General features: G+C 63.2%; 11 protein-coding genes. 3 read left to right on the plus strand and 8 right to left on the minus strand.

The window, feature by feature from the left end; translation table 11 throughout:
- The first annotated feature begins 130 nt into the window (after positions 1-130).
- The gene (locus AB5Y68_RS18220) at positions 131-1840 is read left to right on the plus strand and encodes an NAD-dependent malic enzyme (RefSeq protein ID WP_039039374.1); all 1710 of its coding nucleotides are present in this window, start codon (positions 131-133) and stop codon (positions 1838-1840) included.
- A gap of 117 nt (positions 1841-1957) precedes the next feature.
- Here the strand turns inward: AB5Y68_RS18220 and AB5Y68_RS18225 are convergent, their stop codons facing one another.
- Positions 1958-2980, minus strand: a complete 1023-nt coding sequence (locus AB5Y68_RS18225; RefSeq protein ID WP_052258804.1) for a Hint domain-containing protein — start codon at positions 2978-2980, stop codon at positions 1958-1960.
- A 317-nt stretch (positions 2981-3297) separates the two neighbouring features.
- Between AB5Y68_RS18225 and AB5Y68_RS18230 the strand changes: the two genes are divergently transcribed.
- Together AB5Y68_RS18230 and AB5Y68_RS18235 are read left to right on the plus strand one after the other, a co-directional pair.
- Entirely contained in the window at positions 3298-4536 is a 1239-nt protein-coding gene (locus tag AB5Y68_RS18230; RefSeq protein WP_010673610.1) for a uracil-xanthine permease family protein, read from the plus strand.
- A 145-nt stretch (positions 4537-4681) separates the two neighbouring features.
- Positions 4682-5422 carry a dienelactone hydrolase family protein gene (locus AB5Y68_RS18235; protein WP_039039375.1) on the plus strand — a complete coding sequence of 247 codons (741 nt, stop codon included), beginning with the start codon at positions 4682-4684 and terminating at the stop codon, positions 5420-5422.
- A 63-nt stretch (positions 5423-5485) separates the two neighbouring features.
- Here AB5Y68_RS18235 and AB5Y68_RS18240 read toward each other — a convergent pair whose 3' ends face one another.
- From AB5Y68_RS18240 to hflD, 7 genes are all read right to left on the minus strand, one after another.
- The gene (locus tag AB5Y68_RS18240) at positions 5486-6484 is read right to left on the minus strand and encodes a beta-propeller fold lactonase family protein (RefSeq protein ID WP_039039376.1); all 999 of its coding nucleotides are present in this window, start codon (positions 6482-6484) and stop codon (positions 5486-5488) included.
- A 57-nt stretch (positions 6485-6541) separates the two neighbouring features.
- Entirely contained in the window at positions 6542-7150 is a 609-nt protein-coding gene (locus tag AB5Y68_RS18245) for a LysE family translocator (protein ID WP_039039377.1), read from the minus strand.
- Positions 7151-7270: 120 nt separating this feature from the next.
- Entirely contained in the window at positions 7271-10588 is a 3318-nt protein-coding gene (gene mscK / locus AB5Y68_RS18250) for a mechanosensitive channel MscK (protein ID WP_039039378.1), read from the minus strand.
- Between the two features lie 149 nt (positions 10589-10737).
- Positions 10738-12150, minus strand: coding sequence for a pyruvate kinase PykF (gene pykF, locus AB5Y68_RS18255; RefSeq protein WP_010673615.1), 1413 nt, complete (start codon positions 12148-12150; stop codon positions 10738-10740).
- Between the two features lie 404 nt (positions 12151-12554).
- The gene (locus tag AB5Y68_RS18260) at positions 12555-13685 is read right to left on the minus strand and encodes a cupin domain-containing protein (RefSeq protein ID WP_039039379.1); all 1131 of its coding nucleotides are present in this window, start codon (positions 13683-13685) and stop codon (positions 12555-12557) included.
- Positions 13686-13837: 152 nt separating this feature from the next.
- Positions 13838-15208 (minus strand): adenylosuccinate lyase, encoded by a 1371-nt coding sequence (gene purB, locus AB5Y68_RS18265; RefSeq protein WP_010673617.1) that lies wholly within the window; start codon positions 15206-15208, stop codon positions 13838-13840.
- Between the two features lie 30 nt (positions 15209-15238).
- Positions 15239-15850: a high frequency lysogenization protein HflD gene (gene hflD / locus AB5Y68_RS18270; protein WP_010673618.1), complete on the minus strand. Its 612-nt coding sequence runs from the start codon at positions 15848-15850 to the stop codon at positions 15239-15241.
- Between the last annotated feature and the right edge of the window lie 149 nt (positions 15851-15999).

Genomic DNA, 15999 nt, shown 5'->3' on the forward strand with positions numbered 1-15999 from the left:
AAAGGCGCCTTTGGCCGCAGGGTTTGTCCAAGCTCACAAAACCGGATCGGCAAACGTCATATGATCCCCAGCATTCTGAGTCTTGCTCTCCTGCCTGATGGCAACTTCATGTAAATCAAAGAGAATGACTATGGCTACCGGACAATATCTGCTGTGGAAAGATGCACAGGGTCACGATTTTCGCCCCGTTGCACTGACGGGCACCAATCTGCTCAACGATCGCAACCTCAACAAGGGCACCGCCTTCACCGAACAGGAGCGGGCCGATTTTGAGCTCGATGGCCTGCTGCCGCCTCAGGTGCAGACTTTCGAAGCCCAGCTGGAGCGGGTCTATGAGGCCTTCCTGAGCGCCTGCAGCGACATCGAGAAGTACCAGAACCTGCGAGCCTTGCAGGATCGCAACGAAACCCTGTTCTACGCCCTCCTGTCCCGCCACGTGGAGGAGATGACTCCCTACATCTACACCCCGACCGTGGGCAAGGCGTGCCAGGAGTTCAGCCACCGCTTCCAGAAGCCGCGCGGCCTCTACATCACCCCGAAGAACGTCGATGACATGGGCTCCCTCGCCCGCCACATGGATGCCAAGGCGGTGCGCATCATCGTCGTGACCGACAGCCAGGGGATCCTCGGCATCGGCGATCAGGGGGTGGGGGGCATGGGCATTCCCATCGGCAAGCTCGCCCTCTATACCCTGGGGGCGGGCATCCACCCCGCGTGCTGCCTGCCCATCGCGCTGGATGTGGGCACCGACAACCAGGCGCTGCTGGATGACCCCATGTACCTGGGTCAGCCCCACAGGCGCATTCGCGGCAAGGAGTACGACGACTTCATCGACAAGTTCGTGGCCGGGGTCAAGCGCCACTTCCCCAACGCCGTGTTGCAGTGGGAGGACTTCAGCAAGTCCAACGCCTTCAACAACCTGGCCCGCTACCAGCAGGCGCTGCCGTCGTTCAATGACGACATCCAGGGCACCGGGGCCGTGGTGCTGGCGGGCATCATAGGGGCCGTCAAATCCAAGGGGGAAACCCTGGGCCAGCAGCACTACCTGGTCTACGGGGCCGGGGCTGGCGGGGTCGGGGTGGCGGATCAGATCTGCGCGGGGATGATCCGCGAGGGGCTTGACCCGCAGGCGGCGCGGGATCGCATCTACATCCTGGATACCCAGGGGCTGGTGTGTGACAACCGCGAGGGGCTGGATGAGTACAAGCGCCGCTACGCCAAGCCGGGCCTCTTGCTGGCCCAGTGGGATCTGCTGGGCAAGGCGGGGCTGACCGAGGTGCTGCGCCACGTGCCCATCACAGTGCTGCTCGGCACCAGCGGCGCCGGTGGCGCCTTCCAGGAGGAGCACATCCAGCTGATGCTGACCCACTGCGAGCGCCCCATGGTGTTCCCCCTCTCCAACCCCACCGCCAACTGCGAGGCCCTGCCGGAAGACATCTTCCGCTGGAGCCAGGGGCGCGCCATCGTCGCCACCGGCAGCCCGTTCAAGGACGTGCACCATGAGGGGCAGGATTATCGCATCGGTCAGGGCAACAACGTCTTCATCTTCCCCGGGGTGGGGCTGGCGGCCATCGTCAGCCAGATCCGCGAGTTAAGCCCGGACATCTTCACCACCGCCGCCTTTGCGCTCGCGGAGTGCGTGAGCGAGGCGGATCTCGCCCGGGGCACCGTCTACCCGAGGATCAGCGAGCTGCGCAACATCTCGGTGCACGTGGCGACCGCGGTGCTCAAGGATATCGTGCGCCGCGACCCCTCCCACCCGCTCATCGGTCAGGATCTGCAAGAGCACATCCTGAGCCATATGTGGGAGCCGGTCTACCTGCCGTACCGCCGGGTCTGAGGTGCGACCTGCCCGCACGTGTCGCGGGCATGACGATGCCATAGAAAAAGAGAGGGTGGCCCAGGCCACCCTCTCTGTTTTCTGCCCTGTTGTGTGTGCGGGGCAGGACGCTGACACCTATTGAGCGGGCGGGGGCACCAGGCGGTCATCGACGCTGCCATCGCCCCGAAGCTTGTTGCCATTGGCATCGACGGCGTCCACACCGTTGTCGTCCACGCTGCCATCGCCTCGAAGCTTGTTGCCATTGGCGTCGACGGCGTCCACACCGTTGTCGTCCACCCGGCCACCGGCATGACGCTCCCCGCCTGCATGCTTGTCGCCACCGCCGTGGCGATCGCCGCCAGCGTGCTGGTCGCCACCGGCATGTTCGCCCTGACCACGGTCATCGCCGCCGTGGCCGCTGTCGTCCCCGCCATTGTTTCCGTTATGGCTACTATCGCCTCCATTTCCGCTATTGTTTCCACTGTGGCTACTATTGCCCCCACCGCCGCTGTTGCCGCCTCCGCTACCACTGTTGCCGCCGCCATCCCCCCCTTTGTTGTGCACGATCAGCCCATTGGCCACATAGCTGTGGCTGCCATCGAGGATCAGGTTGAACAGCGCCGTGGCGGGCGGGGCATCAACCCAGAAGAGGGAGGCCACCGGCAGTTCGACAGGGTGCGGCGCCAGCGCCAGGTTGCCCGCGCTGCCCCCCTCTGACCAACCCAGCAGGTGCATGCCGGTAAAGAGCGGCAGCACGGCGAGGGCCGGGTTTTCGGTGCGGGTCATGGCCGGTGCGATGGCTGCCCAGCCCCGGGTGGTGAGGAAGGGGTGCTCGGCGGTAAAGAAGGGGGGCAGATGATTGAGCCCGTAGAGCCTGCGCGCCCCCAGCGCCACCCGCTCGATGGCCTGGATGCGGTTGCTCTGCCCGTGCCTGTCCCGCACCCGATCGCCGACCCGCAGGGTCTCGATGGGGCGTTCGCAGCCATCGGCCATCAGGATGCGGGTACCGGCAATGAAGCAGGACTTGGCATGGGCCTGGTTTGCCTGCCACTGGTGGTGGTCGAAGTCATAGCTCAGCGGGGTGGCGAACAGGGCCAGGGCGATGGCCGAACCCAGCAGCAGCCGGCGCTGGCTGGGTTTGAATGAGGGCAGTGACATGGGGAACTCCTTGTCGGTGTGGGGTCACGCCTTCGAGTATAGAGAGGGGGTTGGGGCGATATCTGCGTCGACCAGTTGAAAGCCTTGTCATGTCAACTCGCCGGAAAAACGATTGGCGTTGGCCATAAAAGTGCGTAAAATCGCTTCCTCGATGCTTGTAGCAGCGAATCCCGCCTAAAAAGCCAGTTTCATGCCCTCCCCAAGCAGTAAAAGGCAACAAATGACGCCGTTTGGTCCGTTGGCTGCCTTGAAAACGTCTTGTGATGACTGAAAAGTGTCAAATATCCCTGTCAGTTATCAAAAAATTAAGGATACCCATGTTTTCCTTGGTCAAGCAAAGCGTCGCCGGGCTGCAAATTCTGTTTGTCGCCTTCGGTGCCATGGTGCTGGTGCCCCTGCTCACCGGTCTGAACCCCTCCATGGCCCTGCTTGGCGCCGGTGTAGGCACCCTGCTGTTCCAGCTCTGCACCCGTCGTCAGGTGCCGATCTTCCTCGGCTCCAGCTTCGCCTTCATCGCCCCCATCATCTATGCCACCCAGACCTGGGGCCTGCCCTCCACCATGTTCGGTCTGTTTGCCGCGGGCTTCATGTATTTCATCCTGGCGGCCATCATCCGCGCTCGTGGCATGGGCTTCGTGCACAAGCTGCTGCCCCCCGTGGTCATCGGTCCCGTCATCATGGTGATCGGCCTGTCGGTGGCCCAGGTAGCCTGCAACATGGCCATGGGCCGTGCCGGCGGTGAGCAGGTGGTGCCTGCCACCACGGCGCTGACCCTGGCGGGGATCTCGCTGGCGGTCACCCTGATTGCCGCCGTGTTCTGCAAGGGCTGGATCAAGCTCATCCCCATCCTGTGCGGTGTCATCGCCGGTTATGTCTCTGCCGTGCTGATGGGCCAGGTGAGTTTCGACGGCATGGTCAACGCCCCCTGGCTGGCGCTGCCCCACTTCGAGACCCCGGAGATCAACTGGGCCGCGGCCCTCTTCATGCTGCCGGTGGCCATCGCCCCCTGCATCGAGCACATCGGCGGCGTGCTGGCCATCGGCGGGGTGACCGGCAAGGACTACACCAAGGATCCGGGCCTGCACCGTACCCTGGCCGGTGACGGCATCGGCGTCTGCTTCGCCGGTTTCATCGGTGGCCCCCCCGTCACCACCTATGCGGAAGTGACCGGCGCCGTGATGATCACCCGCAACTTCAACCCGGTCACCATGACCTGGGCCGCGGTGTTTGCCATCATTCTGGCCTTCTTCGGCAAGTTCAACGCCCTGCTCACCTCCATCCCCATGCCGGTGATGGGCGGCATCATGCTGCTGCTGTTCGGATCCATCGCCGCCATCGGTCTCAAGACCCTGGTGGAGTCCAAGGTGGATCTGGGGCTGTCCCGCAACATCGCCATCGTGGCGGTGACCCTGACCGTGGGTGTCGGCGCCCTGGAGATGAAGATCGGCGACTTCGCCCTGGCGGGCGTGGGGCTGGCCTCGGTGGCCGCCATCCTGCTGAACCTCATCCTGCCCCAGCACTCCGAAGAGGGTGCCATGGAGAGCGCCAAGGATTAAGCGCCTGGCTTGCTGTACGTTGAGATGATGAAAAAGAGGCCACCTTCGGGTGGCCTCTCTTTTTTTGCCTGCGTACCACTGAACCCGGGCTCCCTATGTCAAGCGGCTACACTCAGGGGCACCATTGACGGGAGAGGACGAAAGGATGAAGAGGGCATGGATCCTGGCTCTGCTGGGGCTGATGGGAAGCGGCGCGGCCGAGGCCGGTGCGGTGCGCTACGAGGTCGAAGGCAAGCCGTTCGAGGGCTATTACCTGGCGGCTGCCGACAAGGATGCCCCCCTGGTGGTGCTGGTGCACGACTGGGACGGGCTCAACGGTTACGAGATCAAGCGGGCCGAGATGCTGGTGGCCCTGGGCTACAGTGTCTTTGCCGTCGATTTGTTCGGTGCCGGGGTCAGGCCGAGCACGGTGGAAGACAAGAAGCGCCTCACCGGGGCCCTTTATCAGGACCGGACCAGGATGCGCTCCCTGCTGCAAGGAGGATTGGCGGAGGCGGGCAGGCAGGGGGGGCGGCTCGACAATGCGGTGGCCCTCGGTTACTGCTTCGGCGGCGCCGCCGTGCTGGAGCTGGCCCGCAGCGGGGCGGATCTCAAGGGGGTAGTGAGCGTACACGGCGGGCTGGAGACCCCGGCCGGGCAGGACTACAAAGAGGTGAAGGGAGAGTTGCTTGTCCAGCACGGCAGCGCCGACGAGGCGGTCTCTCTGGGTCAGTTTGCGGCGCTGGTGGCCGAGCTGGAGAGCGCCGGGATGAAGCACGAGGCGACCAGCTACAGCGGCGCTCCCCACGCGTTCAGCGTCTTTGGCTCGGACAACTACCGCGCCGATGCCGATGCCAAGTCCTGGCAGCGTTTCACCGGTTTCCTGAAGGAGGTGACCGGCTCCTGAGGGGGCCGGTTCACGCAGGCCATGGCAGTGCCATGGCTTTTTTTATGCCCGTTTTTCGCCATCTCAGGGGAGGGCGAGCACCCTCACCCACATGGCCCCCTTGCCCACCTCGCTCCGTGGGCCCGGGGTGAGCAGACCGCTTTCGGGGTCGATGGCATGCAGCGCCACCTCGTGGGATTGCTGCCCGGTCGCGATGAGCCAGTGGCCGCTGTGGTCGATGGCAAAGCCCCGGGGACAGGCCTCGGTCGGGAAGTGGCCGAGGGGGGTTAGGGCGCCATCTTGGGGGGAGACGCCGAACAGGGTGAGCAGGCTGCTGGCCCGTTCGCTGGTGTAGAGAAAACGTCCATCCGGGGTCAGGTGCAGGTCGGCGCCCCAGCGCTCCCCCTCATAGCCTGGGGGCAGCATGTCCAGGCTCTCGCGCGCCACTATCTGTCCGTCCGCCTCCCTGTGGTAGCGATTGAGGGTGGCATCGAGTTCGTTGAGGCAATAGAGATCGCCGTTGTCCGGGTGCAGGGCCAGATGGCGGGGCCCGGCGCCGGGGGCGGTGTGAATGTCCCCCAAGGGATGGGGAACCAGCTTCTCGTCCACCAGGGCAAAGCGGCGCACCCTGTCCTCCTTCAGGCAGGCCACCAGCAGCTCCTGCTCCCCGTTTTGCCCCGCAAGCCAGGTGGCCGAGTGGGCCGCCATCAGGTGGTCGAGACGCTGGTAAGGGGGCTGCATCCGGCCCGCCTGATCCTGGCGGGAGACGGTGACGTGGTTGAAGGCGTAGGAGGCGGCAAAGAAGAGGCGGCCGCTCCCATCGGTGCAGGTATGGGAGGCGCTGCCGAGCAGCGGCGCCGAGGTCGGGGCCCCGAGCCGCCCATCGGCGGAGATGGGGAAGCTCAGCACCCGAAAATCGGGGCGCACCCCCGCATGGAGCCAGCGCCGGTCCGGGCTGATGACCAGGGGCTGCACCTCGCCGCCGGTCTGCACTTCCTGCAGCGGGGCGAGGGTGCCTGCCTCGAGGCGAAACACATGGATCAACCCGCTCACCGGGTTGGCCACATAGACCACTTGTTGCATTGCATCTCCTTTGCGACGGCCGTCCGTCGGGTCAAGGGAAAGGGGAGTCCCGGCGTCTCAGGCGGGGATCAGGATCTCGCGAATGACGGGCACCACTGACAGTACCAGCAGGGCTGCCATCACCTGGTTGAAGCGGCGATGGGCAAGATCGTTTGCCAGCCAGCGCTTGAGCAGGGAACCGCACAGGAGCCAGAGTCCGACACAGGGGAAAGAGACGATGAAGAAGGTCAGGGCGATGACGAGGTGCTGCTCAAAGGGGTCGCTCCCCGCGCTGGTGAAGGCGGCGATGGCGCCGGTGGCGACCACCCAGGCCTTGGCATTGACCCACTGGAACAGGGCACCCTTGAAAAAGCCGAACGGGCGGGTCCCGTTGCTGTCAGCCATCCCGTCCGTCGGGCGGGCGATGAGCCAGGCAAGATAGAGCAGATAGAGGGTGCCCGCGCACTTGATGAACATGTGGAGTTCGGGGAAGCGGGTAAAGAGCTGGCCAAAGCCCAGCCCCACCAGCAACAGCATCAGGGTGAAGCCGACGCAGATCCCCATGAGCAGGGGCAGGCTCTTGCGTATCCCGACGCTGGCGCCGGCGCTCATCACCATGATGTTGTTGGGGCCGGGGGTGACCGATGCCGAGATGGCAAAGAGCACCACGGCGTAGAGAGAGTCCATTGGGTTCCTCGTGCAGACAGTCCGTTGTCTTCCCTATATTGGGGGCGATCTGCGCTTTCCAAGGCGGGGGGCGGGCAGAAAAAAACAGGCCCCGTGACGGGGCCTGTGAAGCGGGCGGGATCAGACGGGCTGGTTCCCCGCCGGCGGCAGCGCCGGGCGGGATTCCACCTTCTGTTCGTCTCCCTGCATGTTCTTGATGTAGACGTCCATCTGGTTGAACGCGATCTCGATGCCATGCTCGCGGAACAGCACGTCGATGCGGCGGTTCAGCTCGTCGATGGCCGGGTTGCGATCCCCCAGCTCGCTCACGAAGAAGCGCAGCTCGTGATCCAGGGTGCTGGGTCCGAAGGTGAGGAAGTAGACGATGGGGGCCGGGTCTTTCAGCACCCGGCTGTTCTCCATGGCGGCCTGCATCAACAGCTTGCGGGTCAGATCCAGATCCGAGCCATAGGCCACCCCGACCCGGGCGATGACCCGGGTGACGGTGTCGGACAGGGACCAGTTGATGAGCCGCTCTATCATCAGCTGCTGGTTCGGGATGATCACCTCCTTGCGGTCGAAGTCGGTGAGGGTGGTGGAGCGGATCCTGATCTTGTTGACCGTGCCCGAGATGGTGCCGATGGTGACGGTGTCGCCGATCCGCACCGGGCGCTCGAACAGGATGATGATGCCGGAGATGAAGTTGGAGACGATCTGCTGCATGCCGAAACCGATACCGACCGAGAGACCGGCGGCCAGCCACTGCAGCTTCTCCCACTGGACCCCGAGCATGGCCAGCGCCGTCAGGCTGCCCACCCCGATCAGGGCGTAGTTGAGCATGGTGGTGAAGGCATAGGCCGTGCCCTGGGCAAGGCGCAGCTTGGAGAGCACCAGCACCTCCAGCAGGCCCGGCAGGTTGCGGGCCAGCGACAGAGCCGCACCAAACACGAAGAGGCCGGTCAGCACGTCGCTCAGGCTGATGGGATAGAGCACGGCGTTGGCCCCGGTCCCCTCGCTCTTGTGCCACAGCACCACGCTGTCGAGGTAGGTGAAGACCGCCACCAGATCAGACCAGAGCCAGTAGAAGGCGACGCCGAACACCAGCAGCAGCATGATGCGGGTCAGACGCAGGGACTGCTGGCTGACCTCTTCCAGATCCATGGGCTGCTCTTCGATGGCTTCGCCCCCTTCCGCATCCTCCTGGGTCTTGTGTTCCCGCTTGGCGACCGCGCGGCGATAGGCCAGACGACGGGCCGCCAGCTCAAGACCACGCAGGGCGGTGCGATAGACCAGACCCCAGATGATGATGAGGTAGAAGGACTCGATGAGCCTGCCGGTGAGTTTCAGGGCCGTGTAGTAGTAGCCAAGGGCTGCCAGCACCATCAGGGCCACCGGCGCCAGTGCCAGGGCGACGGCGGTCAGGGTCTGCAACATGCTCGCCTCGCCCTTGATGCGGGCGCGGGAGATGGGCAGCACCAGGTAGGCGGTCAGCCCCAGCAGCAGCATGGTCATGCCCTGGCCGATGACGTCGTTGCCAAGGGAGGAGGGTTCCACCACCGCCTTGGTCGACAGCATGATGAGGGGCAGCAGGGGCAGCCAGAGGTAGCGCATGCTGTTGCGCTTGGCCTGCAGCTCGTCCCGCGGCATGCGGAAGTGGGTCTCGCCGATGCCCCCCGGTCGCATCACCGACAGGTAGACGCTGAACACCAGGTAGCCGAGGGCCAGGTTCAGGGTGATCTGGAAGATGAGTTTCGGACTCAGCAGACCGCAATAGGCGAGCAGCAGGCCGGCGGCCAGGATGAAGAGGGTACCCGGCAGGCGTTGCAGCACGGTGAACAGCAGGGCACGGGGGGTGTGCCACTGGCTGTCCTGACGAAAACGTCCCAGATCCTTGACGATCTTCTTCTGGCGCTCGAGCAGGGTGCCGCGCTTCCACAGCAGCAGGCCCCCCACCAGCAGCAGGGGCAGAGCCAGCAGAGAGACTGCCAGCAGCATGTCGCTCCAACCGCTCCAGTCCGGTTTCAGCACCCAGTCGGAGGCCTGCTTGAAGGCCTGGGCCGGCCAGGTGATGAACCACTTGGCGTCGATGGGCTTGTTGCTGCTCACCCAGAAGATGTGCTGTTGCAGGGTGAACTCGATGGAGGCATAGACCCGGGTCAGCTGCTGCTGGGTCAGTTGCAGGCTGATGGCGTTGGTGAGCTGGGCATCCATCTGGCGGTTGAGCTGATCCAGCAGGCCGATGCGGGTGTCGATGAGCTTGGCAAGGCTGGCCCTGTCTTCGTCGCTCACCGTCTCGCCGCTGCTGGCGATGAGGTTGTCCAGATACTGGTTCTTCTGGAACAGCTGGTCACGCTGCTGGCTCAGTTCGAACTGGGCCAGGTGCAGGTCGGCGATCTGCTCCTCCAGGTTCTTCACCAGGGTGGAGGGGGCCGCTTCCAGTTGCTGGTAGAGCTGATAGAGGATGCGCGAGAGCAGCAGGTTGCCCTTGAGCATCTGCACCTGTTCGTTGAGGTTGCGCTCGGTCTGGGTGCCGCGCTCCAGCATGCTCTTCGCCTGCAGGTTCTTCTGGGCCAGGGTGTTGAGGCTGTTGGTGGAGCTGATGAGTTGCTGGCTGAGCTGGTAGTTGAGCTCCTGCTCTTTTTGCACCAGGGGGTTGTCTTCGGCGGCCACCAGTTCGCCGGTCTCTTCGGCGGTCTTCTCGGTATCCCCCAGGCGCTTGGCGCTGCTCTGCTCCTGCAATGCCTGCAGTTTCTGCTCTTCACTGGCGAGACGGGCACTCTGGTAGTCCCGTTGCTTGACCACCAGATCCTGCATGCTGGTGCGGTTGTCCAGCTCCTTTTGCAGGTTGGCCAGTTGCAGATCCAGCAGGGCCAGTTCGGCATTAAGCTTCATTTTCTCGGCGCTGCTCACCCCGTCCCCGGCGTTGAGGCGGGTGCGGATCTCCTGGCTGCGCTGATAGGCGCGGCTCATGCTGGCCTGGGCCCGCTCCGGCAGGGTCTGCAGGTTGGTGATCTGGCTGCCGATGGTGCCAAGGGCCTCCTGGGCCGCCTGCATGTTGGCCATGATCTCGGGTTGGCGGGCATCGAGCTCCGCCAGGCTCATGGTGGCGTATTCGCTCTTGAGCTGCTCCGGGCTCTTGCCCTGGGTCAGGGCGTCGAGCTTGGCGCCGATCTCCTTGAGCTCTGTCGGCAGGGTGCGCAGGCGTTCGCTCTGGGTTTTGGCCTTGCTCTTCTCCTTGTCGATGCTGTCGAGGAGGGAGAGGGTATCAGTCAGGAACTTCTGGTCCGCCTGCTGGCTGGCCGTGGGGGTGTCCGATTTGCCGAGGGCGTCGAGCGCCCGCTGCACGGTGGCGCGCTGGGGCAGATCCTGCGCCAGGGTGCTCGGGGTCCAGAAGGTGATGAGTAAACAGAGCAGCGGCAGCAGGGTGGCCGAGGCTCTTTTGAAGCGTGTTGAGAGCATAAAGCGTCCGGGTGATTATGCGATGTTCGGGGGATTTTCCACCAGGGTAAAATCCGCGTGGATTCTAGCACCGGCGCAAGAGGGGCAGCAGGGGGAGAGATAAAAAAAAACGGCGCCCGCAGGCGCCGCTTTCATCGGTTCAGGACTGATTACAGTACGTGAACGGAAGCGGTGTTGGTGGTACCGCTCGGTACCAGGGCACCGGAGACCATGACAACCACGTCACCCTTCACGCCCATGCCGATTTCCAGCGCGGCTTCTTTGCCGATGCGATAGAAGTCGTCGGTGGAGGCGATGGAGTCAACCACGTGAGCAACCACACCCTTGGTCAGCACCAGCTGGGCAGCGGTCTTCTTGTTGGTGGTGATGGCCAGGATCCAGGCTTTCGGGAAGTACTTGCGGATGGCCTTGGCAGACTTGCCGCCTTCGGTGGCAACCACGATCAGCGGGGCGTCCAGCTTCTCGGAGGTCTCTACCGCGCCTTTGCAGACCGCTTCGGTGATGCGCAGCTTGTTGCTGTCGTTGGCAGCAGACAGGTTGGACGGCATCACGGCATCGGTACGCTCGCAGATGGTGGCCATGATGGTCACGGCTTCCAGCGGGTACTTGCCCTTGGCGGACTCACCGGACAGCATGACTGCGTCGGTACCGTCCAGGATGGCGTTGGCCACGTCGCCGGCTTCGGCGCGGGTCGGACGCGGGTTCTTGATCATGGAGTCCAGCATCTGGGTGGCGGTGATGACCACTTTGCGGGCTTTGTTGCACTTCTCGATGATCATCTTCTGGGCGAAGATCACTTCTTCTACCGGGATCTCGACACCCATGTCGCCACGGGCAACCATGATGCCGTCGGAGACAGCCAGGATCTCGTCGAAGTTGTCCAGGCCTTCCTGGTTTTCGATCTTGGAGATGATCTGGATGTTCTCGCCGCCGTGGGCTTTCAGGTGCTCACGGATTTCCAGCACGTCTTCTTTCTTGCGAATGAAGGAAGCGGCAACGAAATCAACGCCTTGCTCGCAACCGAAGATGAGGTCGCGCTTGTCTTTCTCGGCCAGGGCCGGCAGCTTGATGGAGACGCCCGGCAGGTTGATGCCCTTGTTCTCGCCCAGGTCACCGTTGTTGAGCACTTTACAGATCACTTCGCGCTCGGTGATTTCGATGACGTCCAGGCCAATCAGGCCGTCGTCAACCAGGATGCGGTTGCCGACGCGCAGGTCGCTGGCAAAGCCGGCATAGGTGACGGCGACTTTGTCTTTGTTGCCCACCACGGTCTGGTCGGTGGTGAAGGTGAAGGTCTGGCCGGCGACCAGGGAGACGTCGTTGCCGCCTTCGAGCTTGATGGTGCGGATTTCCGGACCCTTGGTGTCCAGCAGGATGGCTGCGTGCTTGCCGGTTTCGGCCATGACAGCGCGCAGGTTGCTGATGCGACCACCGTGTTCGGCGTAGTCGCCGTGGGAGAAGTTCAGGCGCATGACGTTCATGCCGGCATCCAGCATCTTGCCCAGCATTTCTTTGGATTCGGTCTTGGGACCGATGGTGCAGACGATTTTGGTCTTTTTCATGTCAGTCTTCATGGTTAAGGAATTTCCGCCGTGCAATATACACCAGTTTTTGGATACTTTTTATGATCCAGAAACAACGTTTTGAGCGAAAACGGCCTCAATTTGAAAGATAACGTTTTCGCTCACAGCTCATTTTAGGGGCTAAAATAATTGATTTTCCGCAACTGAGGCCATTTGGTTCCCATTTCTGGCCCCGCATCCTGCCTGATCCCATGTTGTTAAATGACAAACAACAGGGCCCCATTGCGGGGGCGATCCGGCCCGATGCCGTTGGCCGTCATCCAGTGTAGTCACTCCCTCCCGCGGCGTCAGGGCGAAGCAACGCAAGGCTGGAGCCGGTTGGCCTACAGCGGAAAAAAACGCCGCCCCTCCCGGCACGCCGGGAGGGGCGGCAGCCCTCTGGATCAGCCGAAGAACCAGTAGCCGCGGTTGACCAGCCGGGTCAGCAGTTGCAGGAAGCCCGCCTGATCGGCCAGTTCCACCAGCGCGTCCTGGGTGATGATGTCCTTGTCGCACAGGAGTGCGATGGCGGCCGGATCCTCGCTTGGCAGGGTCCAGGCTTCGCCGTCGATGTAGCAGGTGCGGCTCTCGCCGCTGAACCAGACGCTGCGCAACCCCGGCACCTTGATGGCGGGCTCCCCCTGACTCAGCAGGTCGGCCACCTCGTCGGCGCTGTAGTCCGGCTCCACCGGATTGACGTCCAGATCGTGCTTGGCCTCGGAGATCATGGTGCCGAACCACTCCTTGAACAGGGTCTCGTCGTCGAGGGCCTGTTGCATCAGCTCCCGCAGGCGGTGCAGCTCATGGGGCTGGATCTCCCCGTGGCGGGCGCGGGGCTGGAGGTCCGGGTCACCGTAACGGTCGGTGCGGATCTCGTTGTCGATCAGGTGATCGGCAAAGGAGGAGACAAGGGCCTTGGCGTCCGGTGCGCGGAAACCCACCGAGAAGTTCAGGGAGGGCTCGATGGCGTAGCCCTCGTGGGGGAATCCGGGCGGGATGTAGAGGATGTCGCCCGGCTCCATGATGATGTCGATGATCGCCTCGAACGGCTCGCAGTGCAGCAGGGCCGCGTGGGCGGCAAACTCGTTCAAGGGCTTGGCATCGCCGACCCGCCAGTGACGCTTGCCCTGACCCTGGGTGATGAAGACGTCGTAGTTGTCGATGTGGGGGCCGACACCGCCGTGAGGGGTGGAGAAGCTCACCATCACATCGTCAAAGCGCCAGCCCGGGATGAACTGGAAGGGCACCGCCAGCTCGTGCACCTCGGGTACCCAGTGGTTGCACGCCTGCACCAGCACGGTCCAGTTCTCTTCCCCCAGGTGATCGTAGGATTCGAAGGGGCCGTGGGCCGCCTCCCACTTGTTGTTGAAGCGGGTGACCAGGCGCGATTCGATCACCTCTTCCATGGCCAGACCCGCCAGCTCGTCCGGGCTGATGGGATCCTGAAAGTCGGTGAAACCGCCCTTGATGAGGAGCGGGCGCTTCTGCCAGTAGTGCTCGAGGAAGTGAGCGATATCCAGATTGAGTTGGTACATGGTGCTTCTCGTATCTTGTGAGAGGGCTTGCCCAAGGCGGGCTTGGGCAAGGGCTCTGAAATGGCCCGATAGAGGGTGATCATATCAAATGGGCCAAAATCAACGGGGGCCCTGCCGTCATGACAGAGCCCCCGCCGGTTCGGTTACATCACTTATTTCAGCAGATCAACCAGACGCTGGGCGTCGCCGATGTAGTTGGCCGGGGTCAGCTTCTTCAGCTCGACCTTGACCGCTTCCGGCAACTCCAGGGTGTCGATGAAGGTGCGCATCCCTTCGGCGTCGACGCGGCGACCACGGGTCAGCTCTTTGAGCTTCTCGTAGGGCTTCTCGATGCCGTAGCGGCGCATCACGGTCTGGATGGGCTCCGCCAGCACTTCCCAGTTGGCATCCAGATCGGCGGCCATGGCGTCCGCGTTGGCTTCCAGCTTGGAGATGCCCTTGAGGGTCGCCTGATAGGCAATCAGGGAGTAACCCACCGCCACACCCAGGTTGCGCAGCACAGTCGAGTCGGTGAGATCACGCTGCCAGCGGGAGATGGGCAGTTTGCTCGCCAGGTGCTGGAACACGGCGTTTGCCAGACCCAGATTGCCTTCGGAGTTCTCGAAGTCGATGGGGTTGACCTTGTGGGGCATGGTGGAGGAGCCGATTTCGCCGGCGATGGTGCGCTGCTTGAAGTGGCCCAGGGAGATGTAACCCCAGACGTCACGGTCAAAGTCGATCAGGATGGTGTTGAAGCGGGCCAGGGCGTCGAACAGCTCGGCGATGTAGTCGTGGGGCTCGATCTGGGTGGTGTAGGGGTTCCAGGTCAGGCCGAGAGAAGTGACGAACTCCTCGGAGAACTGGTGCCAGTCCACATCCGGGTAGGCGCTGATGTGGGCGTTGTAGTTGCCCACGGCACCGTTGATCTTGCCCAGCAGCTCCACCGCCATGATCTGCTTGAGCTGGCGCTCCAGACGGTAGGCGACGTTGGCCATCTCCTTGCCCATGGTGCTCGGGGTCGCCGGCTGACCGTGGGTACGGGAGAGCAGTGGCATGTCGCGGTACTCGACGGCCAGGCGCTTGATCTCGCTGATGAGCTTTTCGCAATAAGGCTTGATCACCTCTTCCCGGGCGGTCTTCAGCATCAGGCCGTGGGAGTTGTTGTTGATGTCTTCCGAGGTGCAGGCGAAGTGAATGAATTCGCTGACGGCGGCCAGCTCCGGGTTCACTTCCACCTTCTCTTTCAGGAAGTACTCCACCGCTTTCACATCATGGTTGGTGGTGCGCTCGATCTGTTTGATGCGGGCGGCATCCTGCTCGTTGAAGTTGCTGACGATGCCGTCAAGCACGGCATTGGCTGCCTCGCTCAGGGCAGGGACTTCCGGGATCCCGGCGTGGCTGGCCAGTTTTTGCAACCAGCGCACCTCGACTTCGACGCGAAAACGCAGCAGACCGAATTCGGAGAAGATAGGGCGCAGGGCATCGGCCTTGTCGCCATAACGACCGTCAATCGGGGAAACGGCAGTCAGCGCGGACAGCTCCATGGGGTGAACTCCTGATGATTGGTGTGGGGGTTAAAATCGTTTGGCCAGTTCCACCATCTTCTTGCGGGCGAAGATGATCTGGGTACGGCTGCCGCCGAGCTGGCGCCACAGCACCACGGCGCGGATGCCTGCGAGCAGCAGGGCGCGCACCTTGTGCTGCACCAGGGGCTGCTGCAGGAAGAGCGGGGTGCCCGCCACCTGGATGCGCGGCCCGATGGGGCTGATAAGGTCGCTGTAGATGCTCGCCATGTTGGCCAGGATCTGCTCGTCGAGCAGATCGAAATGCTGTTGCTGGCGGCCGATCTGGCTGATCCGCTCCCCCAGCATGTTGAGGATGTCCTTGCGCTTGGCGAGCTTGCGCTCCAGCGCGATCAGGCTCACCACGTAGCGGGTCAGCTCGGCATTCTTCTGGCTGCCGTCGGCCCCCAGCTGTTCCACCAGGGCGCGATAGCCGTCGCGAATGGCCAGGTGGCTGCCGAACACTTCCAGCGGCTGCGTGGGGTTGGTGACCAGAATGCTTTGCAGGCTCTCGCGCAGGGAGGCTTCGTCGCAGGAGCCGTCACGGGCCACTTTCTGCACCAGATAGGCGGCCTGGCAGATGCCTGCGAAGGCCATGGTTCTGTCTTGGAATTTGTCGCTCATATCTTCACAGCCCTGTTCTGTTCTTTCACCGGCCGATGCCATTATCCGGCCTGGAATGTGTCGGCCATGTCTTCACAGCCCTGTTCTGTTCTTTCACCGGCCGATGCCATTATCCGGCCTGGAATGTGTCGGCCATGTCTTCACAGCCC

Source organism: Aeromonas sp. R6-1 (assembly GCF_040908165.1).
GTDB lineage: Bacteria > Pseudomonadota > Gammaproteobacteria > Enterobacterales > Aeromonadaceae > Aeromonas > Aeromonas caviae.